Source organism: Pseudomonas sp. B16(2017) (assembly GCF_002113205.1).
Lineage (GTDB): Bacteria > Pseudomonadota > Gammaproteobacteria > Pseudomonadales > Pseudomonadaceae > Aquipseudomonas > Aquipseudomonas pharyngis.
Map to the genome: position 1 here is coordinate 182,249 of NZ_NEKA01000005.1, position 25,694 is coordinate 207,942.

Below are 25,694 nucleotides of genomic sequence, written 5' to 3' on the forward strand. Positions count from 1 at the left end.
TGAATGATCTCTACCTTGCGACGTGGCCTGTTGGTGTTGCTTGCGGCACTGCCGCTGGTGGCTAACGCCGTGGCGGCACAATCGGCGCACGATCTGGTTCAGGACACCACGAACCGGATGCTCGCCGACCTGGCGGCCAATAAAGAGAAGTACAAGCAGGATCCGCAGGATTTCTACACCGCGTTGAACACCATCGTCGGGCCGGTCGTGGACGCCGAGGGCATTTCCAAGAGCATCATGACGGTCAAGTATTCGCGCAAGGCAACTCCGGCGCAGATGAAGACCTTCGAGGAAAACTTCAAGCGCGGTCTGTTCCAGTTCTACGGCAACGCCTTGCTCGAGTACAACAACCAGGGCATCACTGTCGATGCGCCCAAGGATGAATCGGGCGACCGCACCAGTGTCGGCATGACCGTCAAAGGCAACAATGGCGCGATCTACCCTGTGCAGTACACCCTGGAGAAGATCAACGGCGAGTGGAAACTGCGCAATGTGATCATCAACGGCATCAACATCGGCAAGCTGTTCCGTGACCAGTTCGCCGACGCGATGCAACGCAATGGCAACGATCTGGACAAGACCATCAACGGCTGGGCCGGGGAAGTCGCCAAGGCCAAACAGTCGGCCGAGCAGAACGAGAAGCCAGCCCAATGACCGAGTCGGCCATTCGTCTGGACGAAGCCAGTGAGCTGCAGCTCAGCGGCGTGCTGGATTACCGCACCGGCCCGGATCTTCGGGAACAGGGCCGGGCGCTGATCAAGTCGTGCACCGCCCCGGCGTTGGTGATCGATTGCTCGGCGGTGGAGAAGTCCAGCAGCGTCGGTCTGTCGCTGCTGCTGTGCTTCATTCGCGATGCAAAGGCCGCCGGCAAGGCGGTCAGCATCCGCGGGATGCCCGAAGACATGCGCGAAATTGCTCAGGTCAGCGAACTGACCGAGCTGTTGGCGCAACCCTGAACCCGCATCAATAGAGAAGCCCCCCGTCAGAGTCCTGCGCAGCGGGGTTCGCAGGCGCGGGGCTTTTTTGTATGATGTCCGACCCGTGCGCACAGGGCGCCGATTGAGGTTGAGCATGCAGGCCGTAGAAGTGAAGAGCTTCCTTGAAGGAAAGCTGCCAGGAACGCTGGTGGAAGTTGAAGGCGAAGGCTGCAACTTTCAGCTGAACGTGATTAGTGATGAACTGGCGGCGTTGAGCCCGGTCAAGCGTCAGCAAAGCATCTATGCCCATTTGAACCCTTGGATCGCCGATGGCAGCATCCACGCGGTCACTATGAAATTTTTCAGCAGCGCGGCCTGGGCCGAGCGCACCTGAGCCCTAGGGCGTCGAGATTCTTATGGATAAATTGATTATTACCGGTGGCGCTCGTCTTGATGGCGAGATCCGCATCTCCGGGGCGAAGAACTCCGCCCTGCCGATCCTGGCTGCCACCCTGCTGTGCGATGGCCCGGTTACCGTTGGCAACCTGCCGCACCTGCACGACATCACCACCATGATCGAGCTGTTCGGTCGCATGGGCATCGAGCCTGTGATCGACGAGAAGCTCAGCGTCGAAATCGACCCGCGCACCATCAAGACCCTGATCGCCCCGTACGAGCTGGTGAAAACCATGCGTGCCTCGATCCTGGTGCTGGGCCCGATGGTTGCGCGTTTCGGTGAAGCCGAAGTTGCACTGCCTGGCGGTTGCGCCATTGGCTCGCGTCCGGTCGACCTGCACATCCGTGGCCTGGAAGCCATGGGTGCGGTCATCGACGTCGAAGGCGGCTACATCAAGGCCAAGGCGCCTGAAGGCGGCTTGCGTGGCGCTCACTTCTTCTTTGATACCGTCAGCGTGACCGGTACCGAGAACATCATGATGGCCGCCGCTCTGGCCAAAGGCCGTAGCGTGTTGCAGAACGCCGCCCGTGAGCCGGAAGTGGTCGACCTGGCGAACTTCCTCAACGCCATGGGCGCCAAGGTATCCGGTGCCGGCACCGACACCATCACCATCGATGGCGTCGAGCGTCTGGGCTCGGCTTTCTACAAGGTCATGCCTGACCGCATCGAAACCGGCACCTACCTGGTGGCCGCTGCGGTCACCGGTGGCCGCGTGAAGGTCAAGGATACCGATCCGACCATTCTCGAAGCCGTTCTGGAAAAACTCCGTGAAGCCGGCGCAGAAATCACCTGTGGTGAAGACTGGATCGAGTTGAACATGCACGGCAAACGCCCGAAAGCGGTCAACGTGCGCACGGCACCGTACCCGGCGTTCCCGACCGACATGCAGGCGCAGTTCATCTCGCTCAACGCCATTGCCGAAGGCACCGGTGCCGTGATCGAGACGATCTTCGAAAACCGCTTCATGCACGTCTACGAACTGCATCGCATGGGCGCCAAGATCCAGGTCGAGGGCAACACGGCCATCGTGACCGGTACTGAAATCCTCAAGGGCGCGCCAGTCATGGCTACCGACCTGCGGGCTTCGGCCAGCCTCGTGATCTCGGCCCTGATGGCTGAAGGCGATACCCTGATCGACCGCATCTACCACATCGACCGTGGTTACGAGTGCATCGAGGAAAAACTGCAGATGCTGGGCGCCAGGATCCGTCGCGTTCCGGGCTAGTCGCTGCATCTGGACACAGGGAAGTGTCCGTTGAATTCGTTTTGATCGGGGGTGGCAACGCCCTCGATGTATGTCCGGCGCCGATTGCGACCGGACATGAGTACCTTGATAAGGACTGACGTTTCCCATGTTGACCATCGCACTGTCCAAGGGCCGCATCCTTGACGACACCCTGCCGCTTCTGGCCGAAGCGGGCATCGTGCCGACCGAGAATCCGGACAAGAGCCGCAAGCTGATCATCCCCACGACCCAGGAAGACGTTCGCCTGTTGATCGTGCGGGCCACCGACGTGCCGACCTATGTCGAGCATGGCGCGGCCGACCTCGGCGTTGCCGGTAAAGACGTGCTGATGGAATACACCGGCCAAGGCCTATACGAGCCGCTGGATCTGCAGATTGCCCAGTGCAAGCTGATGACCGCCGGCAAGGTCGGCGCGGTCGAGCCCAAGGGCCGCCTGCGCGTCGCCACCAAATTCGTCAACGTCGCCAAGCGTTACTACGCCGAGCAGGGCCGTCAGGTCGACATCATCAAGCTCTACGGCTCGATGGAGCTGGCGCCGCTGATCGGTCTGGCCGACAAGATCATCGACGTGGTCGACACCGGCAACACCCTGCGTGCCAACGGCCTGGAACCCCAGGAACTGATCGCCACGATCAGCTCGCGTCTGGTGGTGAACAAGGCTTCGATGAAAATGCAACACGCCCGAATCCAGGCGTTGATCGACACCCTGCGCAAGGCAGTGGAGTCTCGACACCGCGGCTGATGTACCTGCGCGACCTTAAGTCGCGCCCGTCTATCCGCCTCATAGCCAGAATCTCAGGTGCCCAAGCGGAAACGACTGCTAAGTTAGGGCGCCTGAGTTTTTGCCATTCCTATGAGGCTCTCGCTATGACCGCACCGACTGCAATTCGCCGACTCAACGCTGCTGACCCGGATTTCGCGCATCATCTGGATCATCTGCTGAGCTGGGAAAGTGTGTCTGACGACTCGGTCAATCAGCGGGTGCTGGACATCATCAAGGCTGTGCGCGAGCGCGGTGACGCGGCGCTGGTCGAGTTCACCCAGAAATTCGACGGCCTCGAAGTCGCCTCGATGGCGGACCTGATCCTGCCGCGCGAGCGTCTGGAACTGGCCCTGACCCGCATCACCGTGCCGCAGCGCGAAGCGCTGGAAAAAGCCGCCGCCCGCGTGCGCAGCTATCACGAAAAACAGAAGCAGGACTCCTGGAGCTACACCGAAGCCGACGGCACCGTGCTGGGTCAGAAGGTCACGCCACTGGATCGCGCCGGTCTGTACGTGCCGGGCGGCAAGGCGTCATATCCATCGTCGGTGTTGATGAACGCGATTCCGGCCAAGGTCGCCGGCGTGACCGAAGTGGTCATGGTGGTGCCGACCCCGCGCGGCGAAGTCAACGAACTGGTGCTGGCAGCCGCGTGCATCGCCGGTGTCGACCGGGTGTTCACCATCGGTGGCGCACAAGCCGTTGCCGCGTTGGCCTATGGCACTGAAAGCGTGCCGCAGGTGGACAAGGTTGTCGGTCCGGGCAACATTTACGTGGCGACCGCCAAGCGTCACGTGTTCGGTCAGGTCGGCATCGACATGATCGCCGGCCCGTCGGAAATCCTCGTGGTATGCGACGGCCAGACCGACCCGGACTGGATCGCCATGGACCTGTTCTCCCAGGCCGAGCACGACGAAGACGCCCAGGCGATCCTGGTCAGCCCGGACGCCGAGTTCCTCGACAAGGTCGCCGCGAGCATCGACAAACTGCTGCCGACCATGGATCGCGCAACCATCATCGAAACCTCGATCAACGGCCGTGGTGCCCTGATCCACGTGCGTGACATGACCCAGGCCATCGAAGTCGCCAACCGCATCGCCCCGGAACACCTTGAGCTGTCGGTCGCCGACCCGCAGGCCTGGCTGCCGCAGATTCGCCACGCCGGCGCGATCTTCATGGGCCGTCACACCTCCGAAGCGCTGGGCGACTACTGCGCGGGTCCGAACCACGTGCTGCCGACCTCCGGCACTGCGCGTTTTTCCTCGCCGCTGGGCGTGTACGACTTCCAGAAACGCTCGTCGATCATCTTCTGCTCCGAGGCCGGAGCTTCCGAGCTTGGCAAGACTGCATCGATCCTGGCTCGTGGCGAATCGCTGAGCGCCCACGCGCGCAGCGCCGAATACCGCATCAAAGACGAAGTGAAGGGGAACTGAACATGAGTAAATTCTGGAGCCCGTTCGTCAAGGATCTGGTGCCTTACGTGCCGGGCGAGCAGCCGAAGCTGACCCGTCTGGTCAAGCTCAACACCAACGAAAACCCGTACGGCCCGTCGCCGAAAGCTCTGGCGGCGATGCAGGCCGAACTCAACGACAACCTGCGCCTGTACCCGGATCCGAACAGCGATCGGCTGAAAAACGCCGTCGCCAGCTACTACGGCGTACAGAGCAATCAGGTGTTCCTCGGCAACGGATCGGACGAAGTGCTGGCGCACATCTTCCACGGTCTGCTGCAACACGATCAGCCGATCCTGTTCCCGGACATCAGCTACAGCTTCTATCCGGTTTACTGCGGCCTTTATGGCATCACGTTCGACGCGGTGCCGCTGGATGCGCAGTTCCAGATCAACCCGGCCGACTACGCCAAGTCGAACGGCGGGATCATCTTCCCTAATCCGAACGCACCGACCGGTTGCCTGCTGGCGCTGGAAGCGGTCGAGCAGATCCTCAAGGCCAGCCCGGATTCGGTGGTTGTGGTCGACGAGGCCTACATCGACTTTGGCGGTGAAACCGCGATCAGTCTGGTCGACCGTTACTCGAACCTGCTGGTGACCCAGACCCTGTCCAAGTCCCGCTCGCTGGCGGGCCTGCGGGTCGGTCTGGCGGTCGGGCATCCAGACCTGATCGAGGCGCTGGAGCGGATCAAGAACAGCTTCAACTCCTATCCGATCGATCGTATGGCCAACGTCGGCGCGGCGGCGGCGTTCGAGGATCGCGAGTACTTCGACAAGACCTGCGCACTGGTCATCGAGAGTCGCGAATGGGTGGTTACCCAGTTGCAGGCCAAGGGCTTTGAAGTGCTGCCGTCGGCGGCAAACTTCATCTTCGCCCGTCATCCGCAACACGATGCGGCAGGGCTGGCAGCCAAACTGCGTGAACAGGGCGTGATCGTGCGTCACTTCAAGCAGGAGCGGATTGCCCAGTTCCTGCGGATCTCGATCGGTACGCCAGAGCAGAATCAGGCGTTGATTGAGGGGTTCGGGCAGTTGTAATCGCTAAAGGAACACAGTTCCCATGCAAGTGGGAACTGTGTAGCCAAATGTCAGGCGGGATTGATGTTAGTGACGGAGAACGTTCCAGAAACTTTGTCATTATTATCAGTGATGAAGTCAAAACTCCCTTCAGCGATCTGAAGATATTTTGAGAAGGTTATCTTTAGCGTACCTTCTCGCGCGTAATAATTTTTTCCGCTTGCGTCGGTAAGCATCCAGGTCATATATGGCTCCTGAAAATCATTCTTGTACTTGGCGGAATTGGGCCCGTCCTTGACGGTGCCTGGATACCCGAATGCGATCAGGGATGTGGTATCCGTGTATCCCGCTATATAGCCACCCTTTTCTTCTCCGAAATCATGAAGATCTACCTTTTTGAATTTAACTTCTGTGCCTCCGTTCACGCTGACAACCACTTCGCCAGTGGTCTTGGAGGTTTGCAGATTTTTAAGGGCTTCTTGAATATCCATTATTGCCTCGCTCTTCCAGGAAGTTGTCGAGGTTCAAGCGTAAGACAATGTTCCAGAGAATGAACCTGTCAGATCTGGCAGGTGGAGACAACTTTCTGCTTTGTCTTTAATAGCAAGAAGTAATAAAGCAGATGTAAGGAAATGAATGTTGTATGAGCGAGTGATCCCGCTCACACAGTCAGTCTTCCTTACTCTTCTTTTTCTTTCAGCGGCGCCGGTGGCGGACGCAGACCGATTTCGGCGGTCAGCTTCAGCTCCTTGCCATTGCGCATCACTTGAATCGTGACCTTGTCGGTCGGCTTGATCCGCGCCACCTGGTTCATCGACTTGCGGCCATCGCCGGCCGGTTCGCCGTCGATGCTGAGGATCACATCACCCAGTTGCAGGCCGGCCTTCTGCGCCGGGCCGTCGCGGAAAATCCCCGCCACCACGATACCCGGACGTCCGGACAGGCCGAACGACTCGGCCAGTTCCTGGGTCAGCGGTTGCACTTCAATGCCCAGCCAGCCGCGAATTACCTGGCCGTGCTCGATGATCGATTTCATCACTTCCATCGCCAGTTTCACCGGGATCGCAAAACCGATGCCCTGGGAGCCGCCGGACTTGGAGAAGATCGCGGTGTTGATGCCGGTGAGGTTGCCGCTGGCGTCGACCAGTGCGCCGCCGGAGTTGCCCGGGTTGATCGCCGCGTCGGTCTGGATGAAGTCTTCGTAGTTGTTCAGGCCCAGCTGGTTGCGGCCGGTGGCGCTGATGATGCCCATGGTCACGGTCTGGCCGACGCCGAACGGGTTGCCGATGGCCAGTGCGACGTCGCCGATGCGGATGTTGTCGGAGCGGCCGACGGTGATCGACGGCAGGGTTTTCAGGTCGATCTTCAGGACTGCGAGGTCGGTTTCCGGATCGCTGCCGATCACTCGGGCCAGGGTTTCGCGACCATCCTTGAGCGCCACGACGATCTGGTCGGCACCGCTGGTGACGTGGTTGTTGGTCAGGATGTAGCCTTCCGGGCTCATGATCACCCCGGAGCCGAGGCTTGATTCCATGCGCTTCTGCTTCGGTGAATTGTCACCGAAGAAGCGGCGGAACTGCGGATCCTCGAACAGCGGATGGCTCGGCTTGTTGATGACTTTGGTGGTGTAGAGGTTGACCACCGAAGGCGCGGCGATGCTCACCGCGTCCGCATAGGACACCGGCCCCTGCTGCACGCTGGTGGTCTGCGGGGCCTGTTGCAGGTTGACGTCGAGGCTCGGAAGCCCGACCCACTGCGGGTAACGCTGAATAATCAACAGAGCGATAAGCACGCCGGCCAACAGCGGCCAGCCGAAAAAACGCAGCGCCTTGAGCATTAAGCACGTCCTGGAAAAGTTGCAGGCGGGGTCAGACCGCCCATAATGTCGCGCATTATACGAGGCCGCGCGTGCCTCTGAACGGGATATTTAGGAGTCTTTCATGGCCGTCGCCCTGAGCACCCTGGTCGAAGAAGCCGACCGTTACCTTGGCAGTGCGAAAATTGCCGATTATTGCCCCAATGGTCTGCAGGTCGAGGGCCGTCCGCAGGTGATGCGCATCGTCAGTGGTGTCACCGCCAGCCAGGCGTTGCTCGATGCCGCCGTCGAAGCCGAAGCCGATCTGGTGCTGGTGCATCACGGTTATTTCTGGAAGGGCGAGAACCCGTGCATCACCGGCATGAAGCAGCGCCGTTTGAAGACGCTGCTCAAGCACGATATCAGTCTGCTCGGTTATCACCTGCCTCTGGATCTGCATCCGGATGTCGGCAATAACGTGCAACTGGCCCGTCAACTGGACATCACCGTCGAAGGGCCGCTGGACCCGGACAACCTGAAGATCGTCGGTCTGGTCGGTTCGCTGAGCGAACCAATGACCCCGCGTGACTTCGCTCGCAAAGTGCAGGAAGTCATGGGCCGCGAACCGCTGCTGGTCGAAGGCAGTGCGATGATCCGTCGGATCGGCTGGTGCACCGGTGGCGGTCAGGGCTACATCGATAACGCCATCGCTGCCGGCGTCGATCTGTTCCTCAGCGGCGAAGCCTCCGAGCAGACGTTCCACAGCGCCCGGGAAAACGACATCAGCTTCATCGCCGCCGGCCACCACGCCACCGAACGCTATGGCGTGCAGGCGCTGGGCGATTATCTGGCGAAACGTTTTGCGCTGGAGCACATCTTTATCGACTGCCCGAATCCGATCTGAGCGCCCGAACGGGCAGGCATATTCATATACCCTTTCGATCTAGTTGGCGTCCTGATTAGAAGGGGGCGCTGTGCTAGGATTCCCCGCTCGAACACGGCCCGCTGGCCGTTCATAAGAAAGCTTTCGTGAGTAGCCATGGTCGACAAACTGACGCATCTGAAACAGCTGGAGGCGGAAAGCATCCACATCATCCGCGAGGTGGCCGCCGAGTTCGACAACCCGGTGATGCTGTACTCCATCGGTAAAGACTCCGCCGTGATGCTGCATCTGGCACGCAAGGCGTTCTTCCCGGGCAAACTGCCGTTTCCGGTGATGCACGTCGACACCCGCTGGAAATTCCAGGAAATGTACAAGTTCCGCGACAAGATGGTCGAAGAGCTTGGCCTGGACCTCATCACTCATATCAACCCCGATGGCGTGGCGCAGAACATCAACCCGTTCACCCACGGCAGCGCCAAGCACACCGACATCATGAAGACCGAGGGCCTGAAGCAGGCACTCGACAAGCATGGTTTCGACGCCGCTTTCGGCGGTGCCCGTCGCGATGAAGAGAAGTCCCGCGCCAAGGAGCGCGTCTACTCGTTCCGTGACAGCAAACATCGCTGGGACCCGAAGAACCAGCGTCCCGAGCTGTGGAACGTCTACAACGGCAAGGTCAACAAGGGCGAATCCATTCGTGTGTTCCCGCTGTCGAACTGGACCGAACTGGACATCTGGCAGTACATCTACCTCGAAGGCATCCCGATCGTACCGCTGTACTTCGCCGCCGAACGCGAAGTGATCGAGAAGAACGGCACGCTGATCATGATCGACGACGAGCGCATCCTCGAGCACCTGTCCGACGAGGACAAGGCGCGCATCGTCAAAAAGAAAGTGCGTTTCCGTACCCTTGGCTGCTACCCGTTGACGGGCGCGGTGGAGTCCGAGGCCGAAAGCCTGACGGACATCATTCAGGAAATGCTCCTGACGCGAACTTCCGAGCGCCAGGGCCGGGTCATCGACCACGATGGCGCAGGCTCGATGGAAGACAAGAAACGTCAGGGTTATTTCTAAGGGGTTGTCATGTCGCACGCATCTGATTTGATCAGCGAGGACATCCTCGCCTACCTGGGCCAGCACGAACGTAAAGAGCTGCTGCGCTTTTTGACCTGCGGTAACGTCGATGACGGCAAGAGCACCCTGATCGGGCGCCTGCTGCACGACTCGAAGATGATCTACGAAGATCACCTCGAAGCCATCACCCGCGACTCGAAGAAAGTCGGCACCACCGGTGACGACATCGACCTGGCATTGCTGGTCGACGGCCTGCAGGCCGAGCGCGAGCAGGGCATCACCATCGATGTCGCCTACCGCTATTTCTCTACCGCCAAGCGCAAATTCATCATCGCCGACACCCCCGGCCATGAGCAGTACACCCGCAACATGGCCACCGGTGCGTCCACCTGTGACTTGGCGATCATCCTGGTCGACGCCCGTTACGGCGTGCAGACCCAGACCCGCCGCCACAGCTTCATCGCCTCGTTGCTGGGCATCAAGCACATCGTTGTTGCCATCAACAAGATGGACCTCAAGGGCTTCGATCAGGGCGTGTTCGAGTCGATCAAGGCCGACTACCTGAAGTTCGCCGAAGGCTTGAAGATGAAGCCGACCAGCATGCACTTCGTGCCGATGTCCGCTCTGAAGGGCGACAACGTGGTGAACAAGTCCGAGCGCTCGCCGTGGTATACCGGCCAGTCGCTGATGGAAATCCTCGAGACCGTGGAAGTGGCGGGCGATCGCAACTTCACCGATCTGCGTTTCCCGGTGCAGTACGTCAACCGTCCGAACCTGAACTTCCGCGGTTTCGCCGGCACCCTGGCCAGCGGCATCGTCAAGAAGGGCGACGAAGTCGTGGTCCTGCCGTCGGGCAAGAGCAGCCGCGTGAAATCCATCGTCACTTTCGAAGGTGAGCTGGAACACGCAGGTCCTGGCCAAGCGGTAACGCTGACCATGGAAGACGAAATCGACATCTCCCGTGGCGACCTGCTGGTTCACGCCGACAACGTTCCGCCAGTGACCGACAGCTTCGAAGCGATGCTGGTGTGGATGGCTGAAGAGCCGATGCTGCCGGGCAAGAAATACGACATCAAGCGCGCCACCAGTTACGTGCCGGGCTCCATCGCCAGCATCGTCAACAAGGTCGACGTCAACACCCTCGAAGAAGGCCCGGCGAGCGCGTTGCAGCTCAACGAAATCGGCAAGGTGAAGATCGCGCTCGACGCGCCGATCGCCCTCGACGGTTACGACAGCAACCGCACCACCGGCGCGTTCATCGTCATCGACCGTTTGACCAACGGCACCGTCGGCGCCGGCATGATCGTCGCTCAGCCGGTGACCCACGGTACGGCTACGCATCACGGCAAGCTGGCCCATGTAGCGACCGAAGAACGCGCTCAGCGTTTCGGTCAGCAACCGGCTACCGTGCTGTTCAGCGGCCTGTCCGGCGCTGGCAAGAGCACCTTGGCATACGCGGTCGAGCGCAAGCTGTTTGATCTGGGTCGTGCGGTGTTTGTGCTGGATGGCCAGAACCTGCGTCACGATCTCAACAAGGGTCTGCCGCAGGATCGCGCCGGTCGCACCGAGAACTGGCGTCGTGCTGCACATGTGGCGCGTCAGTTCAACGAAGCGGGTCTGTTGACGCTTGCGTCGTTTGTGGCGCCGAGTGCTGAAGGCCGTGAACAGGCGAAGGATCTGATTGGCAAGGATCGTTTGCTGACGGTTTATGTTCAGGCTTCGCCGACTGTTTGCGCCGAGCGTGATCCGCAAGGTTTGTATGCTGCGGGTGGCGATAACATTCCGGGCGAATCCTTCCCTTATGACGTACCGCTGGATGCTGATCTGGTGATCGACACCCAGTCGCTGTCGCTGGATGAAAGCGTCAAGCAGGTGCTGGACCTGTTGCGTAAGCGTGGCGCGATTTAAGCGTTAGCTGCGAATGAAAAAGCCCGCCGATGAGTGATTATCGGTGGGCTTTTTTTGTTGTGTGAATATCCGTTTCTTCGGGTGTTGCGGATTATGGTTCCGCCCTTACGGCGGGTCACTTTGGCAAACGCCCCAAAGTAACCAAAGGTCTGGGCCCCGGCGTTCGGCCCCTCGCTGGGGCTCGGGGTTCCTTCGCTCCGGGATTCATCCGGGGGCATCGCCTACGGTTTGCTTCGCTGCACCTCCTCTCGATGCATGCGGCTGCGCCGCACGGTCGCTGCGCTCCCACCCCCGGATGATTCCCTCCACTCAGCCTTCCGATGGGGCCGGCACGTCAAAAGCGGTACTCGAGCTAACGCTCATTGTGTTGAGTGGTGAAGAGCAGGTGCGGGAAGGGGTGCTTTGCTCTTCCGGGGGAGCACCTGACAGCCAACCACCGTCAGGCGCTCCCACACGGAAGATCAGCGTCGGTTGGGATATTCGCGGTGCATCTGCTCGAGCAATGCATCCTTGTCTTGCCACAGTTGGTTGATCCAGCCCTGGAATTGCAGGCGGTATTCGCCGTCCTGGTCGTAGTTTTTGCCGATGAACTGCGGTGGGATTTTCAGTTCTTCGAAGTGCACCACTGCGTCTCGGACGTTGCCGCACAGCAGGTCCCAGAAGCCAGGGCGTCCGCCCGGGTAGTGGATGGTGACGTTGACGATTGATTCCAGTTGTTCGCCCATCGCGTCCAGTACGAAGGCAATGCCGCCGGCCTTGGGTTTGAGCAGGTACTTGAACGGTGATTGCTGCTGCGCGTGCTTGCCTTCGGTGAAGCGTGTGCCTTCGACGAAGTTGAAGATGCCTACCGGGTTGTCGCGGAATTTCGCGCAGGTCTTGCGGGTGGTTTCGAGGTCTTTGCCTTTCTTTTCCGGGTGTTTTTCCAGATAGGCTTTTGAATAGCGTTTCATGAACGGGAAGCCCAGTGTCCACCACGCCAGACCGATGACCGGGACCCAGATCAGTTCCTGCTTGAGGAAGAACTTCAGCGGCTGGATGCGCTGGTTGAGCACGTATTGCAGCACCAGGATGTCGACCCAGCTCTGGTGGTTGCTGGTGATCAGGTACGAGTGTTGATAGTCCAGGCCTTGCAGGCCGCTGAGGTGCCAGCGGGTGCGGCGGACCAGGTTCATCCAGCCTTTGTTGTTGCTGATCCAGGCTTCGTGGGTGTGGCTCATCAGCCAACGCGAGGCGCGGCGTGCGAGGTCGAACGGCAGCACTTTGATCAGCGCCACGAGAAACAGGAACGAGCACAGCAGGATCGTGTTCAGCGCCAGCAGCAGCGCGGCGATCACGCCGCGCAGAGGGGCAGGGAGAAAAGCCAGCATCGGGTCAGATATCCAGAGGTCGGTTGGCAGCCTGAATCGCGGTCAGGGCAATGGTGTAGACGATGTCGTCGACCTGCGCGCCGCGCGGCAGATCGTTCACCGGTTTGCGCAGGCCTTGCAGCATCGGGCCGAGGCTGACGCAATCGGCGCTGCGCTGCACGGCTTTGTGGGTGGTGTTGCCGGTGTTCAGGTCGGGGAACACGAACACCGTGGCGCGGCCGGCCACCTGGCTGTTCGGCGCCAGTTGCCGGGCCACGGTTTCGTTGGCGGCGGCGTCGTACTGCAACGGCCCGTCGATCAGCAGCGAGTGCTGTTGTTCATGGGCGAGCAGGGTGGCTTCGCGGACTTTCTCGACTTCTTCGCCGGTGGCGGATTCGCCGCTGGAGTAGCTGATCATCGCCACGCGCGGGGTGATGCCGAACGCGGCGGCCGAGTCGGCGCTTTGCAGGGCGATCTCCGCCAGTTCGCTGGCGCTCGGATGCGGGTTCATCACGCAGTCGCCGTAGACCAGCACTTCTTCGGGGAACAGCATGAAGAACACCGACGACACCAGTGTGCAGCCCGGAGCGGTCTTGATCAGTTGAAGCGCCGGACGGATGGTGTTGGCCGTGGTGTTGATGATGCCGGAGACCAGGCCGTCGACTTCATCCAGTGCCAGCATCATGGTGCCGATCACCACGGTGTCTTCGAGTTGCTGCTCGGCCATCGGCGCGTTGAGGCTTTTGCTCTTGCGCAGCGCGACCATCGGTTCGACGTAGCGCTCGCGGATCAGGTCCGGATCGAGGATTTCCAGCCCTGGCGGCAGCGCGATGCCCTGGGCCCGGGCCACGGCTTCGACGTCAGCCGGTTTGGCCAGCAACACGCAACGGGCGATCCCGCGTTCCTGACAGATTGCCGCCGCCTGCACGGTGAACGGCTCGCTGCCTTCGGGCAGGACGATGCGTTTGTTGGCGGCCTGCGCGCGTTGAATCAACTGATAGCGGAACACCGCCGGCGACAGGCGCATTTCCCGTGGCGTGCCACAGCGCTGGTGCAGCCAGTTGGCATCGAGGTGACTGGCGACGAAGTCGGTAATGATCTCCGCACGTTCGCGGTCATCGACGGGGATTTCCTTGTTCAGGCCGTTGAGCAGGTTGGCGGTGTCGTAGGAGCCGGTGCTCACCGACAGCACCGGCAGACCGGCCTGCAACGCGCCACGGCACAGGTCCATGATGCGCGGGTCGGGCAGGGTGTCGCTGGTCAGCAGCAGGCCGGCCAGCGGTACGCCATTGATGGCCGCGAGGCTGACGGCGAGGATGATGTCGTCGCGATCGCCGGGGGTCACCACCAGTACGCCGGGCTTGAGCAGATCTACGGTGTTGCGCATGGTGCGCGCGCAAATGATGGTCTTGGTCATGCGCCGGGTTTCGTAGTCGCCGGCGTTGAGCACCTGGGCGCCCATCAGGTCGGCGACGTCGCGGGTGCGCGGAGCGTTGAGTTCGGGCTGGAACGGAATGCAGCCGAGCAGACGGAAATCACCCGTGCGCAGCAAGGGCGAGTGCTCTTTCAGACGCGCGGCGAAGGCGTCCATGCTTTCGTCGGTCTTGACCTTGTTGAGGATCACGCCGAGGACTTTCGGGTCTTTCGGCCCGCCGAACAGTTGCGCCTGCAACTCGACGCGGCCTGACAGCTCGGTCAGCACTTCGTTTTCCGGGGCCGAGACCAGAATCACCTCGGCATCCAGGCTCTTGGCCAGGTGCAGGTTGACCCGCGCGGCGTAGCTGGCGCTGCGGGTTGGCACCATGCCTTCGACGACCAGCACGTCTTTGCCGATGGCGGCCTGCTGGTAGAGGGTGATGATTTCTTCGAGCAACTCGTCAAGCTGGCCGTCGCCGAGCATCCGCTCGACGTGGGCCAGGCCCAGTGGCTGCGGCGGTTTCAGGCCGTGGGTGCGGGCCACCAGTTCGGTGGAGCGCTCAGGGCCGGTATCGCCCGGATGCGGCTGGGCGATCGGTTTGAAGAAGCCGACTTTCAGCCCGGCCCGCTCCAGCGTACGCACCAGCCCGAGGCTGATGGAGGTCAGACCCACACCAAAGTCGGTGGGCGCGATAAAAAAAGTTTGCATGCGGATTCTCTAAGGGTGCATGGCAATGGCGATCGTCTCTGTGTGCCGATCTGCCGCAATTCAGTCGCCAAGGTTATCGCTAACCGAGCCTTGAGCGCACCAACCGCAAGCAAAGGGTTGGCCTATTTTTTCAATACGTTGCGCGGCGTCCAGCACCCACGCCCGGGACTGCCAGGGCGGGAGGTGGCGCAGGTGCTGGGTGTGGCCGCAGGACAGCTCGGCGACCCAGTGGCCGTCCTCGTCCTGATGGAATCCGCTGACGGTCACGGGCGCCAATCGATCCCGTCTGTCCGGGTTCTGTTCGCTTTCGGGCAAATCCTTGTTTAGACTTGTCCGTTCTTCATTCTTATGCAAAAGGTCTCGCCCCATGCTGATCGCCGCCAATAAGGCTGTCTCCATCGACTATACCCTGACCAACGACGCTGGTGAGGTCATCGACAGCTCCGCCGGCGGCGCTCCGCTGGTCTACCTGCATGGCGCAGGCAACATCATCCCGGGCCTGGAAAAAGCCCTGGAAGGTAAAGAAGTCGGCAACGATCTGGAAGTGTCCGTCGAGCCGGAAGATGCCTACGGCGAATACGCCGCCGAACTGGTCAGCACCCTGAGCCGCAGCATGTTCGAAGGCGTTGACGAGCTGGAAGTCGGCATGCAGTTCCACGCTTCGGCGCCGGACGGCCAGATGCAGATCGTCACCATTCGTGACCTGGACGGCGACGACGTGACTGTCGACGGCAACCACCCGCTGGCCGGTCAGCGCCTGAACTTCAAGGTGAAGGTCGTTGCCATCCGTGATGCCAGCCAGGAAGAAATCGCTCATGGTCACGTCCATGGCGAAGGTGGCCATCACCACTGATTTTCTGCGCTAAGCTTTCGAGTACTGGAGAGGCGCCCGAGGGCGCCTTTTTAGTCCGCGGCTGTCCTTGGTGGTCTCGCCAAGTGGCTGTTTCGAGTAGAAAACGGGAATCTGGAGTTCGTCATGAGTGCTTTTCACGACCTTAAGTTGACAGCCCTGGATGGCCAGGAGCTACCGCTGGCACCCTTCAAGGGCCAAGTCGTGCTGGTGGTCAACGTCGCCTCCAAATGCGGCTTGACCCCACAGTACGCGGCGCTGGAAAACCTTTATCAGCAATACAAAGGCAAAGGCTTCAGTGTGCTGGGCCTGCCGTGCAACCAGTTTGCCGGCCAGGAACCGGGCAGTGAGCAGGAGATCCAGGAATTCTGCAGCCTCAACTATGGCGTGAGTTTTCCGTTGTCGAAAAAGCTCGAAGTCAACGGTCACGACCGTCATCAGCTCTACCGTCTGCTGGCGGGCGAGGGCGCGGAGTTTCCCGGTGACATCACCTGGAATTTCGAGAAATTCCTGCTCGGCAAGGACGGCCGGGTACTGGCACGGTTCTCGCCACGCACGGCGCCGGATGATCCTTCGGTGATCACGGCGATTGAAAAAGCCCTGAGCTGAAACACAAAAATCGCAGCCCTCGAGCTGCGATTTTTTTCGCCTGCCTTTTGACCCTTAATCATTCAGATCAATAGTGCTATCGGTTGGTTGGAACTGCGCATATTATCGCCGTCATATGATTCGCATGACCGTCGATCAATTTTTCGTGGAGCCTCCCATGCCCGTGCAAGCCCTGTTCAAACCGTTCCAGCTCGGTGCCCTCGAACTGCCAACCCGCGTGGTCATGGCGCCCATGACCCGCTCGTTTTCTCCAGGCGGTGTGCCCAATTCCAAAGTGATCGAGTACTACCGTCGTCGTGCGGCGGCCGGTGTCGGCCTGATCATCACCGAAGGCACCACCGTCGGCCATCAGGCTTCCAACGGTTACCCGAACGTGCCGCACTTCTACGGTGAAGCCGCGCTGGCCGGTTGGGAAAAAGTCGTGGACGCGGTTCACGCCGAAGGCGGCAAGATCGTTCCGCAACTGTGGCACGTCGGCAATGTGCGCCGTCTGGGTACCGAACCGGACGCGAGCGTGCCGGGTTACGGCCCGTCGGAAAAACTCAAGGACGGTCAGGTCGTGGTGCACGGCATGACCAAACAGGACATTCAGGACGTGATCGCAGCCTTCGCCCAAGCGGCGAAAGATGCCCAGAGCATCGGCATGGACGGCGTGGAAATCCACGGCGCCCACGGTTACCTGATCGACCAGTTTTTCTGGGAAGGCAGCAACCAGCGCACCGACGAATACGGTGGCAGCCTGGCCAACCGTTCGCGTTTCGCCATCGAGCTGATTCAGGCCGTACGCGCAGCGGTGGGCGAAGGCTTCCCGATCATCTTCCGCTTCTCGCAGTGGAAACAGCAGGACTACACCGCGCGTCTGGTGCAAACCGCCGAAGCGCTGGGCGAATTCCTCAAGCCGCTGTCCGACGCCGGCGTGGACATTTTCCACTGCTCGACGCGCCGTTTCTGGGAGCCGGAATTCGACGGTTCCGACCTGAACCTGGCCGGCTGGACACGCAAGCTGACCGGCAAACCAACCATCACCGTCGGCAGTGTTGGCCTCGACGGCGAGTTCCTGCAGTTCATGGTCAACACCGACAAGGTCGCGCAACCGGCCAGTCTGGAAAAACTGCTGGAGCGACTGAACAACGATGAGTTTGATCTGGTGGCGGTGGGGCGTGCGCTGCTGGTGGATCCGGACTGGGCGCAGAAAGTGCGCGAAGGCCGCGAGCAGGACATTCTGCCGTTCAGCCGTGAGGCGTTGATGACGCTGGTTTGATCGTTGTGGGAGGCTTGTCGCGCAGGTCGCGGCAAGCCCCCAGCAAATGGTTTTCAAACTGTTCGACGATAGCCGCCCAACCCTGGCGGCTGGCGTGTTGGCGTGCATTCAGGCGTACGCAGCGCAACCTTTCGTCTTCTTCCAGCAGCCACGCTGCTGCCTCGCAGAACGCCTCTTCATCCCCGGGCATCGCCAGCACGCCGTTGTAGCCATGGCGAATATGCTGGGCCGCCGCGGCCTGGTCGTAAGCCACCACCCCCAGGCCTGAGGCCAGCGCTTCCAGCACGACGTTGCCAAAGGTTTCGGTCAGGCTCGGAAACAGAAACACATCCCCCGATGCGTAGTGCGCCGCCAGTGCTTCGCCACGTTGCGAGCCGCAGAAAATCGCCTCGGGCAGTTCCTTTTCCAATGCCATTCGTTGCGGCCCGTCGCCGATCACGATCAGCTTCAGATTACGTTGTGGGTAAGTGCCGGCGAGCTTTTCGAAACTGCGCTTGAGCAGACCGAGGTTCTTCTCCGGCGCCAGGCGTCCTACGTGAATGACCGCAATGTCCTGCTCGCCAAGCCCCCATTGCTCACGCAAGGCATTCAGGCGCTTGGCTGGGTGAAACAACTGACTGTCGACACCCCGGGACAGTAGCGCGAGGCGTTCGAAGTGGCGACGCTCCAGCTCCAGGCGCTGGCTGACGCTCGGCACCAGGGTCAGGGCCGAACGATTGTGAAACCAGCGCAGATAGTGGGTGAGCACGCGGGTCAGCAAACCCAGCCCGTACTGGTGGGTGTATTGCTGGAAATTGGTGTGAAAGCCGCTGACCACGGCAATACCGAGTCGGCGTGCCGCGCGCAGTGCCGACAGCCCGAGCGGGCCTTCGGTGGCGATATAGAGCACGTCCGGGCGCTGGCGCGTCCAGCGTCGCAACAGTTTGTGCATCGACGACTGCCCCCATTGCAGCCCCGGATAACCCGGCAACGGCCAGCCTCGGCACAGCAGCAGCGAGTCATCTTCACTTCGCTGCGGATCGTCAGCCTGACGCGGTCGCACCAGTTCCACCCGATGCCCGCGTGCGCGCAAACCGTCGCACAAGCGGCCAAGGGTATTGGCCACGCCGTTGATTTCCGGTGGGAAGGTTTCGCTGATGAGGGTGATATGTAGAGCTGTCGTCATGGCCTCAGTGTCGGCTGAGGCCATGTCGTGGTTGTGACGTTCGGATGATGGATTTGTGACGTGGCCTCAGCGTTGCGTCACCAGATTCTCGGCCCCGCGCTCACGCACCCAGAACAGTGTCGCGCCAGCCACGGCCGCCGGCATCATCAGGATGTTCACCACCGGAATCAGCAGCACCAGATAGACGATCCCGCCAAAGCTCATGCTCTGCCAGCGCTTCTGGCGCAGCCAGGCGAGCATTTCGTTCCAGCCGAGTTTGTGGTTGTCCGCCGGGTAGTCGATGTACTGGATTGCCATCATCCACACCCCGAACAGCAACCACAGCGGCGCGGCGACGATGTTCACCACCGGGATGAACGAGAGAATGAACAGGCCGATGGCGCGGGGCAGGAAGTAACCGAGTTTGCGCATTTCCCGGGCGAGGGTGCGCGGGATCATGGCGATCAGTTCGCCCCAACTGAAGGCCGGGAAGTCGTCGGTGCCGCGCACCACCACTTCAACCTTTTCCGCGAGGAAACCGTTGAACGGTGCGGCGATCACGTTGGCCAGCATGGTGAAGGTGAAGAACACCATCAACGCCACCAGCACCACGAACAGCGGCCACAGGATGTAGCTGAGGAAACTCAGCCATTCGGGCAGCGACGGCATCAGCGTGTCGACCCACAGGCTGAACTGGTGACCGGCCAGATAGATCAATCCGACGAACAGCACCAGATTGATGGCCAGCGGCAGCAGCACGAACAGGCGCAGGCCAGGGCTCAAGACCAGTTTGAGGCCCTCGCGCAGGTATTGCGGGCCGGACAGAACAGGGGCGGGCATAAGGTGCTCCGAGCAAGGGAAAACGCGCCGACCTTACCGACTTTGCAGAACCTGTGAAAGCGCGGCAGCGGGATCGACATTCACTGTAACAAAGACGTCCATCTCGTCAGTGTGTCGGCATAGAGACCACCTATGAGCTGGATTGTTAAACCGTATTTCCTTAATCTTGCCCCCCTCGATACGCTGCACCCAACTTTTTACAGGACTGTCGAGCTCACGCCTTCCCCAAGGTTATCCACAGTCCTTTTTTATTCCCGCCGGCAGTCCGGCGTCCGGCCAGGTGTCTTGGTCGGTCAACAGGAGCAGGTTCATGTCTGAAGTCCGTCATTCGCGAGTGATCATCCTCGGTTCCGGCCCTGCCGGTTACAGCGCTGCTGTCTACGCCGCCCGTGCCAACCTCAAGCCGCTGCTGATCACCGGCATGCAGGCCGGCGGTCAACTGACCACCACCACCGAAGTCGACAACTGGCCGGGCGACGTCCACGGCCTGACCGGCCCGGTGCTGATGGAGCGCATGCGTGAGCACGCCGAGCGTTTTGAAACCGAGATCGTCTTCGATCACATCAATGCTGTGGACTTCGCTTCCAAGCCATACAGCCTGACCGGCGACAGCGGCACCTACACCTGCGACGCCCTGATCATCGCCACCGGCGCCAGCGCTCGTTACCTTGGCCTGCCGTCGGAAGAGGCGTTCATGGGTAAAGGCGTTTCGGCCTGCGCGACCTGCGACGGTTTCTTCTATCGCAACAAGCCGGTGGCCGTGGTCGGTGGCGGCAACACCGCTGTGGAAGAAGCGCTTTACCTGGCGAACATCGCCAGCAAGGTCACCCTGATTCACCGTCGCGAAACCTTCCGCGCCGAGAAGATCCTGATCGACAAGCTCAACGCCCGTGTGGCCGAAGGCAAGATCGAGCTGAAGCTGAACGCGACCCTGGACGAAGTGCTGGGCGACAACATGGGCGTGACCGGTGCCCGTCTGAAGAACAACGACGGCAGCTTCGACGAAATCAAGGTCGACGGCGTGTTCATCGCGATCGGCCACACCCCGAACACCTCGCTGTTCGAAGGTCAGCTGGAATTGAAAGACGGCTACTTGGTCGTTCAGGGTGGCCGTGAAGGTAACGCCACCGCGACCAGCGTCGAAGGCATCTTCGCTGCCGGCGACGTGGCCGACCACGTTTACCGTCAGGCCATCACCTCGGCCGGCGCCGGCTGCATGGCGGCACTGGACACCGAGCGTTACCTGGACGATCTGCAGAACGTTTCGTTCTAAGAGCGCAGACAACACGACAATGATCGTTCCCACGCTCTGCGTGGGAATGCCTCATCTGGACGCTCTGCGTCCTTGGGACGCGGAGCGTCCCCGGCTGCATTCCCACGCAGAGCGTGGGAACGATCTGACGAAAAAACCGGCCAATTGGCCGGTTTTTTCATGCCTGCGATTCGCTCGGAATCAGCGGCGGGTCAGCGGTTGCGCTTCGAACTTCACGCCCGCCAGACCGTGCTGGATCAGCGCACGGATATTGCCGTGGTCGCTGCCTTCAGGCGTTGCCACGACCGAACGGTAGTGTTCGCCGAACGCCAGCAGTGCTTCTTCATCGCTCAAGCCTTCCAGCAGCGCCAGACCCAAAGTCTTGCACGAACCTTCGTTCTGCCCGGCCGCGTTTTCCACGCCACCATTGTTGAACGCCTGAGGCTGGTAGTCGTAACCGGCGGCGATGAAGGCCAGGGTGTCGGCAAAAATGTGTTCGCCGCTCTTGAGGCTGGCGCGCAGGGTGTTCAGATCACTCATGACTTACGACTCCTTCTCAACAGTTACATGTGATATTCACAAATATATTCAATAACTTACACATGGTAACTTTTTCGTGCCAGATGCGCGCCGGGTAATCGCACGGACGTGAAACTTATCCCTATGCCTTGCTGGCAAGCACGGTGTCGCGACAGCCATGTGCGCGATTGAGCTGCACCTCGATGTGATCGAACCGGTTTCCAGACAGTAGCGCCACCAGAGAACTTGCGCTGAAGTTCTGCCCGCCCTCGGTCAGGATCTGTACATAGAGACTCATGAGCGCCGGCAGAATCGGCCCGGCCAGATCATCGTCCAACAAGGTTTCACTGACCGCCAGACATCCTCCTGGCCTGAGGTAATGGTGAGTATTGGCCAGCAGCTTGACCTGGTAATCATGACTCCAGTCCCCCAATACAGCGGAGATCAGCACCACATCGAAGTCAGCCTCGGTCAACGGCAGGCGATCGAAGATATCCCCTGACAGGCATGAAATTCGATCGCTCAATCCCTTGCGCTCGACTTCGGCGCGAGCGAAACGCGTGGCTTTTTCCAGATCAATCATTGTGATCTGCGCCTGAGGGATCGCCTGCGCAATTTCAATGGACACCTGCCCACCGCCGCCGCCCAGATCAAGTATGCGTAACGGGGTCGCAGAACCGACTCTCGCGTTCAGCGCATCGGCAATACGAGTCCCTGCGCCAGTGCTGAACGTGTTCATGGCCGTCATGAACACATTGAAGTCTTTCTCGCTTTTATCCAGCTCGGCATAGAACTCATTGGTATCGCCGTGCGCCGAGGACAGGTGCAGACGATCGGAGATCGGTTTGCCGCTTTTAAGCGACTCGGCAAGCTGACCGAACAACGGATAGACATGACGGCTGTGGTGCTCGACCGCCGAACACATATTGTTCGTACTATGGCGGGAGAGCAGTTTCTGCGCATCGCTTGAGTTGAAGAACTTTTCATCTCGCTGAATGATCAGTCCCACCGACAAACCGAAGGACACCAGTTTCTGGACTTGCGCCGCACTTAGCTGGCACGCGTCGGCCAATTCGCTGATTGCCGTTCCTGATGTCTCATCCAGATGACTGAACAGATTCACCTCGATACAACCGAATAACGAGGCAGACAGCATATAGCCATTAACCAGGGTGTGAACCAATGCTTCGGAACTTGGCAATTTACCGCGAAAATCAATCGTTCCCTGATTCTGCATATCTATGATCCCAGTATTGAGTTGATGTAAGCCAAAGTCTTGGCCGGTGCGTACTTGAAAGCGGCTCCTTCGCCGAAAGCCAATACATGTGTGTGGGCCGGCAATGCGGTTTGCGCCTCGGGTGGCAGTGAGGCGAAGGCGTCTGCCGAGCGGGTGGTTCGTACTTCGGAGAATGAAAGCGGCAAGGGTGCGAACCGCTGCAAATGTGCCAGGGCCTTGTTCAGATGAGCGTCGGCGCGGTCAGGCAGATGGTTTGGCGCAACGTCCCAATCCGGCTGAGGAACGCCAAATAGAATCTCGCCGCATGCGGTCGGACGAGCATGGAAGCCACTGTCGTGTTCGACCACAAAGGGCAGATGCGACAGGTTATGGCCTGCAAGCCGATGAACAGTGATGGTTCGATTGCGCACTACAGCCGGCAGTCCCAAGCGTTCGAGCAGGCTCGGCGTCCAGTAACCGGTGGCAAAGATCACCCCATGCGCCACGTAACGCCCCGCTTGCGTCAACAAGTGCCGTGCACCGGCACTTTGCTCCAGAGCCAGAACCGGATGGCCGAACCGGAAGGTCACCCCAAGTCGCTCACATGCTGAACGCAGTGCATGCCATGTGAGCAGGGGATCTCTGAAACCGGCGTGTTCATCTTCCACGGCGTAATCCACAGCCCCCCATTCGATATGCGGTCTGCGGGCTTGAAGTTGCGCACGTGAAAGAACCTGCAGGCCCCTCGGACTGGCCCCGTCCAGCAAAACCTCAGCTGCCGCACCGAAGCAGTAATAACTCGGGCAGGGACGGAAATCGCCAGCCAGGCCCAGTTCCGAGTAAAAACCGTGGCTTTCTACAACCTGGGCGCTGACAACAGGGTCAGGGTCGAAAAAACGTATCCCGGCCCCGGATGCAGTCGAAGCGTTTGTCACCTGGGACATCTGCTCGATGACACACACACGCAGCTTGCGTCGGGCCAGGTGCAGTGCGGTGCACAGACCAATGAGCCCGGCACCGACGACGAGCCAGTCGTAGTGGCTGGATACCTGGCGTGAGCTCATCAGCGACCCAGCTCGCCAATCACTTGCGGCATTATGCAGCCCAAGTGCAGACGCAGCAGCGCCACGGCTTCGGTCTCCAGGTACATGCTGGTGCGTCGCTCGCCGTGATCGGCCGAGTCCTCGAAGTCGTCGGCGGTCATCCGCTGGAAGCGGCTTACCACATCAAGCAGTTGCTTGACCGAGCTGGCGTACTGTTTGACGGCATAGCCGTTGGGTACACCAAGGGCGTTGCCCAAATGGATCTTGTGCCGATTGAAAAACGTGTCGTATTCCTGGTGCAACCGAGTCCAGGAACCGGGCTGGGGGACGACTCCCGCGAATTGCCCCTCAAGTCGCTGCCGATGAGTCGCGAACAACCGTGCCAGATCAGCCAGAGTGCTTTGACGAAAGCTTTCAAATTCACTGCGATCATAGTTTTCACGGTTGACGTCGGGTCTTTTCAGCGACAGGTAAAAGCGATACCAGTCAGCAACGGCCGGTGAGGTAAATACATCGTTGGCCCAGATCGCGTGGTTGCGACTGGTGGAGAATTTCAACTGATCCAACAGCAGAAACTCATTGACCACGAACGTCATCTTCAACGCCCGTACGCCCAGTGCGGCAAATAACTGTGGGTACAGATGGGCGTAATAGAACGAGTTGTCGAAACCCATCAGGTGAATGATTTCGAAGTCTGCGGCGTTCAAGCGTTCGATTGCCCGCCCGACATCACTGATTTCCTCGCCAAATACACTCTTGTAAATGGCGGCCAGGTAGCCGGCAGCCATTTCGATCCAGGCCAGATAGGATTGCCCCCTCAATTCCGGATGTCTTGATGGCACGCCCCATTCGCTGTGGAACGTCACCACATAATCTTCTTGCTTGAGCGCTTGTTGCTTGAGCAAGTACTTCTCGAGTTTAGGTGGCGCAGTGACCTGAAAACCGGCGTGTACAAAATCGGCAGCGCATCGGCCCAGATCCAGTACACCCTTTTTACCTTGCCGCAGCGTCGGCGCCGAACCGCACAGGTTGCAGGACACATCATGCAGGTTGTAGCTGTTATTGGGACTGCCGCAGTCTTCGCACACGCACCCGTTGGAGGGCGCCTGACAGGTGGGACAACCGCCCCGGGCAAAGGCGTCAAATACTTCGATCCGGCAATCGGCACACCATGCGATGTCCTGCGGTTTGATCTGCAGAATGTCTTTGGCCAGCAGGCGCTGAATAAAGTCGTGGACGAATTCGAGGTGAAAATGACTGTCGCAATCATGCACGTCGTCGTAATCGATACCGGCATTGTCAAAGGTGCTCAGGATCGATCGACTGAAATGTTCATAGACTTCGCGGGCAGGAACGTCCTGTTGCCGAGCCTTCAGGTCGACATAGGACTGATGCTTGTCCAGACCGACAATCAGGCTGGCCGGAGTGCCTTGACTCTGTAGATAGCGCTTGATGATATCGGCACAGATATAGGGCCCGGAAATATGCCCCAGGTGCAGATTGCCGTTAGGTGTCGGTGGCGGAGTAAACAGGATCTGGCGAGTGGTCCGGGGTTCGGGTTGTGATTCTGCGTCTTCCCACCAGATACTCATGAACTCGACTGGCGACTCAGGATGAGCCTCGATGTAGTGTTCGCTGAAAGGCTTGATGTAAATAACATCCCCGGCCGAGATATCGCTGCGAGTGTTGTCCTGAACAAACGCTCCATGACCGGATACGATGATGAACGTTTCATGTTCGTGATGCAGATGCGGTTGGCTTAGTGTCCCGGCTTCAACGGTGACACAGGCAGAACCGAAGGGTGTACGCAGCGACGGCTCAGGATAGAGACGCTTGATCAGTGCATTGTATTCATGACTGGATTTGAACTGTTGGTGCTTTCTGACGACTTCCATGCTTGTCTCCCCAACTTGCAAAATGCTAATCACCGGGCACACGAATCCCCGGATGCAGACTTGTGTCTGCACCCTTCATCCGTTCTT

Annotated in this window: 25 protein-coding genes; 14 read left to right on the forward strand and 11 right to left on the reverse strand. The window is 59.9% G+C overall.

The window, feature by feature from the left end; all coding sequences use genetic code 11:
• Positions 1 to 3: 3 nt before the first annotated feature.
• The 7 genes from CAG25_RS10520 (at position 4) to hisC (ending at position 5,868) form a co-directional block, all read left to right on the forward strand.
• Positions 4 to 654, forward strand: a complete 651-nt coding sequence (locus tag CAG25_RS10520; RefSeq protein ID WP_039769300.1) for a phospholipid-binding protein MlaC — start codon at positions 4 to 6, stop codon at positions 652 to 654.
• Positions 651 to 956: a lipid asymmetry maintenance protein MlaB gene (locus CAG25_RS10525; protein ID WP_039769302.1), complete on the forward strand. Its 306-nt coding sequence runs from the start codon at positions 651 to 653 to the stop codon at positions 954 to 956. Before CAG25_RS10520 ends, CAG25_RS10525 begins: the two co-directional genes overlap by 4 nt.
• Before the next feature lie 115 nt (positions 957 to 1,071).
• Complete coding sequence (locus tag CAG25_RS10530) at positions 1,072 to 1,311, forward strand: BolA family protein (RefSeq protein WP_039769303.1); 240 nt, start codon at positions 1,072 to 1,074, stop codon at positions 1,309 to 1,311.
• 22 nt (positions 1,312 to 1,333) lie between these two features.
• Positions 1,334 to 2,599: a UDP-N-acetylglucosamine 1-carboxyvinyltransferase gene (gene murA / locus CAG25_RS10535; RefSeq protein WP_074691804.1), complete on the forward strand. Its 1,266-nt coding sequence runs from the start codon at positions 1,334 to 1,336 to the stop codon at positions 2,597 to 2,599.
• Positions 2,600 to 2,726: 127 nt separating this feature from the next.
• Positions 2,727 to 3,362: an ATP phosphoribosyltransferase gene (hisG, locus tag CAG25_RS10540; protein ID WP_007953554.1), complete on the forward strand. Its 636-nt coding sequence runs from the start codon at positions 2,727 to 2,729 to the stop codon at positions 3,360 to 3,362.
• A 125-nt stretch (positions 3,363 to 3,487) separates the two neighbouring features.
• Complete coding sequence (hisD, locus tag CAG25_RS10545; RefSeq protein ID WP_064593403.1) at positions 3,488 to 4,813, forward strand: histidinol dehydrogenase; 1,326 nt, start codon at positions 3,488 to 3,490, stop codon at positions 4,811 to 4,813.
• 2 nt (positions 4,814 to 4,815) lie between these two features.
• Positions 4,816 to 5,868 (forward strand): histidinol-phosphate transaminase, encoded by a 1,053-nt coding sequence (gene hisC, locus CAG25_RS10550; protein WP_085611340.1) that lies wholly within the window; start codon positions 4,816 to 4,818, stop codon positions 5,866 to 5,868.
• A gap of 50 nt (positions 5,869 to 5,918) precedes the next feature.
• Here hisC and CAG25_RS10555 read toward each other — a convergent pair whose 3' ends face one another.
• Complete coding sequence (locus tag CAG25_RS10555; protein ID WP_085611341.1) at positions 5,919 to 6,338, reverse strand: hypothetical protein; 420 nt, start codon at positions 6,336 to 6,338, stop codon at positions 5,919 to 5,921.
• Positions 6,339 to 6,526: 188 nt separating this feature from the next.
• Complete coding sequence (gene algW, locus CAG25_RS10560; RefSeq protein WP_085611342.1) at positions 6,527 to 7,684, reverse strand: Do family serine endopeptidase AlgW; 1,158 nt, start codon at positions 7,682 to 7,684, stop codon at positions 6,527 to 6,529.
• Between the two features lie 103 nt (positions 7,685 to 7,787).
• Here algW and CAG25_RS10565 point away from each other — a divergent pair, with 103 nt between their 5' ends.
• The 3 genes from CAG25_RS10565 (at position 7,788) to cysN (ending at position 11,507) form a co-directional block, all read left to right on the forward strand.
• A complete protein-coding gene (locus CAG25_RS10565; RefSeq protein ID WP_085611343.1) occupies positions 7,788 to 8,546 on the forward strand; it encodes a Nif3-like dinuclear metal center hexameric protein in 759 nt (252 codons plus the stop codon).
• Positions 8,547 to 8,681: 135 nt separating this feature from the next.
• Positions 8,682 to 9,599 (forward strand): sulfate adenylyltransferase subunit CysD, encoded by a 918-nt coding sequence (gene cysD, locus CAG25_RS10570; protein WP_007912374.1) that lies wholly within the window; start codon positions 8,682 to 8,684, stop codon positions 9,597 to 9,599.
• A gap of 9 nt (positions 9,600 to 9,608) precedes the next feature.
• Positions 9,609 to 11,507: a sulfate adenylyltransferase subunit CysN gene (gene cysN, locus CAG25_RS10575; protein WP_085611344.1), complete on the forward strand. Its 1,899-nt coding sequence runs from the start codon at positions 9,609 to 9,611 to the stop codon at positions 11,505 to 11,507.
• A gap of 461 nt (positions 11,508 to 11,968) precedes the next feature.
• Here cysN and CAG25_RS10580 read toward each other — a convergent pair whose 3' ends face one another.
• Genes CAG25_RS10580 through CAG25_RS10590 form a run of 3 tightly spaced genes read right to left on the reverse strand, consistent with a single transcriptional unit; the run spans position 11,969 to position 15,347 of the window.
• Complete coding sequence (locus tag CAG25_RS10580; protein WP_085611345.1) at positions 11,969 to 12,874, reverse strand: acyltransferase; 906 nt, start codon at positions 12,872 to 12,874, stop codon at positions 11,969 to 11,971.
• Between the two features lie 4 nt (positions 12,875 to 12,878).
• A complete protein-coding gene (pta, locus tag CAG25_RS10585; protein ID WP_085611346.1) occupies positions 12,879 to 14,978 on the reverse strand; it encodes a phosphate acetyltransferase in 2,100 nt (699 codons plus the stop codon).
• Between the two features lie 60 nt (positions 14,979 to 15,038).
• On the reverse strand, positions 15,039 to 15,347 hold the full coding sequence (locus CAG25_RS10590; protein ID WP_085611462.1) for a DUF3565 domain-containing protein: 309 nt from the start codon (positions 15,345 to 15,347) through the stop codon (positions 15,039 to 15,041).
• Between CAG25_RS10590 and CAG25_RS10595 the strand changes: the two genes are divergently transcribed.
• The 3 genes from CAG25_RS10595 to CAG25_RS10605 all read left to right on the forward strand — a co-directional run bounded on the left by CAG25_RS10595 (position 15,346) and on the right by CAG25_RS10605 (position 17,698).
• Complete coding sequence (locus tag CAG25_RS10595) at positions 15,346 to 15,831, forward strand: peptidylprolyl isomerase (RefSeq protein ID WP_011332490.1); 486 nt, start codon at positions 15,346 to 15,348, stop codon at positions 15,829 to 15,831. The two genes, CAG25_RS10590 and CAG25_RS10595, sit on opposite strands and share 2 nt — an antisense overlap.
• Before the next feature lie 123 nt (positions 15,832 to 15,954).
• Positions 15,955 to 16,437: a glutathione peroxidase gene (locus CAG25_RS10600; RefSeq protein ID WP_007959082.1), complete on the forward strand. Its 483-nt coding sequence runs from the start codon at positions 15,955 to 15,957 to the stop codon at positions 16,435 to 16,437.
• Positions 16,438 to 16,594: 157 nt separating this feature from the next.
• A complete protein-coding gene (locus CAG25_RS10605; protein ID WP_085611463.1) occupies positions 16,595 to 17,698 on the forward strand; it encodes an NADH:flavin oxidoreductase in 1,104 nt (367 codons plus the stop codon).
• Here the strand turns inward: CAG25_RS10605 and CAG25_RS10610 are convergent.
• Positions 17,667 to 18,887 (reverse strand): glycosyltransferase family 1 protein, encoded by a 1,221-nt coding sequence (locus tag CAG25_RS10610; RefSeq protein WP_085611347.1) that lies wholly within the window; start codon positions 18,885 to 18,887, stop codon positions 17,667 to 17,669. The two genes, CAG25_RS10605 and CAG25_RS10610, sit on opposite strands and share 32 nt — an antisense overlap.
• A 42-nt stretch (positions 18,888 to 18,929) precedes the next feature.
• The gene (gene cysZ, locus CAG25_RS10615; RefSeq protein WP_011332493.1) at positions 18,930 to 19,682 is read right to left on the reverse strand and encodes a sulfate transporter CysZ; all 753 of its coding nucleotides are present in this window, start codon (positions 19,680 to 19,682) and stop codon (positions 18,930 to 18,932) included.
• Between the two features lie 310 nt (positions 19,683 to 19,992).
• Between cysZ and trxB the strand changes: the two genes are divergently transcribed.
• Positions 19,993 to 20,955, forward strand: coding sequence for a thioredoxin-disulfide reductase (gene trxB, locus CAG25_RS10625; RefSeq protein WP_007957204.1), 963 nt, complete (start codon positions 19,993 to 19,995; stop codon positions 20,953 to 20,955).
• Between the two features lie 180 nt (positions 20,956 to 21,135).
• Here trxB and CAG25_RS10630 read toward each other — a convergent pair whose 3' ends face one another.
• The 4 genes from CAG25_RS10630 to CAG25_RS10645 form a co-directional block, all read right to left on the reverse strand.
• Positions 21,136 to 21,474, reverse strand: coding sequence for a HopJ type III effector protein (locus CAG25_RS10630; protein ID WP_085611348.1), 339 nt, complete (start codon positions 21,472 to 21,474; stop codon positions 21,136 to 21,138).
• Positions 21,475 to 21,595: 121 nt separating this feature from the next.
• Positions 21,596 to 22,690 (reverse strand): methyltransferase, encoded by a 1,095-nt coding sequence (locus CAG25_RS10635; RefSeq protein ID WP_085611349.1) that lies wholly within the window; start codon positions 22,688 to 22,690, stop codon positions 21,596 to 21,598.
• Positions 22,691 to 22,692: 2 nt separating this feature from the next.
• Positions 22,693 to 23,733, reverse strand: coding sequence for an FAD-binding oxidoreductase (locus CAG25_RS10640; protein WP_085611350.1), 1,041 nt, complete (start codon positions 23,731 to 23,733; stop codon positions 22,693 to 22,695).
• On the reverse strand, positions 23,733 to 25,679 hold the full coding sequence (locus CAG25_RS10645) for a class I tRNA ligase family protein (protein WP_143492891.1): 1,947 nt from the start codon (positions 25,677 to 25,679) through the stop codon (positions 23,733 to 23,735). Before CAG25_RS10645 ends, CAG25_RS10640 begins: the two co-directional genes overlap by 1 nt.
• Positions 25,680 to 25,694: the final 15 nt, after the last annotated feature.

Coding starts and splice junctions, on each gene's coding strand:
- CAG25_RS10610 (WP_085611347.1), bottom strand. CDS start 18,887: ATGGCCTCAGCCGACACTGAGGCCATGACGACAGCTCTACATATCACC.
- CAG25_RS10555 (WP_085611341.1), bottom strand. CDS start 6,338: ATGGATATTCAAGAAGCCCTTAAAAATCTGCAAACCTCCAAGACCACT.
- CAG25_RS10520 (WP_039769300.1), top strand. CDS start 4: ATGATCTCTACCTTGCGACGTGGCCTGTTGGTGTTGCTTGCGGCACTG.
- CAG25_RS10635 (WP_085611349.1), bottom strand. CDS start 22,690: ATGCAGAATCAGGGAACGATTGATTTTCGCGGTAAATTGCCAAGTTCC.
- CAG25_RS10595 (WP_011332490.1), top strand. CDS start 15,346: ATGCTGATCGCCGCCAATAAGGCTGTCTCCATCGACTATACCCTGACC.
- pta (WP_085611346.1), bottom strand. CDS start 14,978: ATGCAAACTTTTTTTATCGCGCCCACCGACTTTGGTGTGGGTCTGACC.
- hisC (WP_085611340.1), top strand. CDS start 4,816: ATGAGTAAATTCTGGAGCCCGTTCGTCAAGGATCTGGTGCCTTACGTG.
- CAG25_RS10565 (WP_085611343.1), top strand. CDS start 7,788: ATGGCCGTCGCCCTGAGCACCCTGGTCGAAGAAGCCGACCGTTACCTT.
- murA (WP_074691804.1), top strand. CDS start 1,334: ATGGATAAATTGATTATTACCGGTGGCGCTCGTCTTGATGGCGAGATC.
- trxB (WP_007957204.1), top strand. CDS start 19,993: ATGTCTGAAGTCCGTCATTCGCGAGTGATCATCCTCGGTTCCGGCCCT.
- algW (WP_085611342.1), bottom strand. CDS start 7,684: ATGCTCAAGGCGCTGCGTTTTTTCGGCTGGCCGCTGTTGGCCGGCGTG.
- CAG25_RS10590 (WP_085611462.1), bottom strand. CDS start 15,347: ATGGGGCGAGACCTTTTGCATAAGAATGAAGAACGGACAAGTCTAAAC.
- CAG25_RS10600 (WP_007959082.1), top strand. CDS start 15,955: ATGAGTGCTTTTCACGACCTTAAGTTGACAGCCCTGGATGGCCAGGAG.
- CAG25_RS10640 (WP_085611350.1), bottom strand. CDS start 23,733: ATGAGCTCACGCCAGGTATCCAGCCACTACGACTGGCTCGTCGTCGGT.
- CAG25_RS10580 (WP_085611345.1), bottom strand. CDS start 12,874: ATGCTGGCTTTTCTCCCTGCCCCTCTGCGCGGCGTGATCGCCGCGCTG.
- hisD (WP_064593403.1), top strand. CDS start 3,488: ATGACCGCACCGACTGCAATTCGCCGACTCAACGCTGCTGACCCGGAT.
- CAG25_RS10605 (WP_085611463.1), top strand. CDS start 16,595: ATGCCCGTGCAAGCCCTGTTCAAACCGTTCCAGCTCGGTGCCCTCGAA.
- cysN (WP_085611344.1), top strand. CDS start 9,609: ATGTCGCACGCATCTGATTTGATCAGCGAGGACATCCTCGCCTACCTG.
- cysD (WP_007912374.1), top strand. CDS start 8,682: ATGGTCGACAAACTGACGCATCTGAAACAGCTGGAGGCGGAAAGCATC.
- CAG25_RS10530 (WP_039769303.1), top strand. CDS start 1,072: ATGCAGGCCGTAGAAGTGAAGAGCTTCCTTGAAGGAAAGCTGCCAGGA.
- cysZ (WP_011332493.1), bottom strand. CDS start 19,682: ATGCCCGCCCCTGTTCTGTCCGGCCCGCAATACCTGCGCGAGGGCCTC.
- hisG (WP_007953554.1), top strand. CDS start 2,727: ATGTTGACCATCGCACTGTCCAAGGGCCGCATCCTTGACGACACCCTG.
- CAG25_RS10630 (WP_085611348.1), bottom strand. CDS start 21,474: ATGAGTGATCTGAACACCCTGCGCGCCAGCCTCAAGAGCGGCGAACAC.
- CAG25_RS10525 (WP_039769302.1), top strand. CDS start 651: ATGACCGAGTCGGCCATTCGTCTGGACGAAGCCAGTGAGCTGCAGCTC.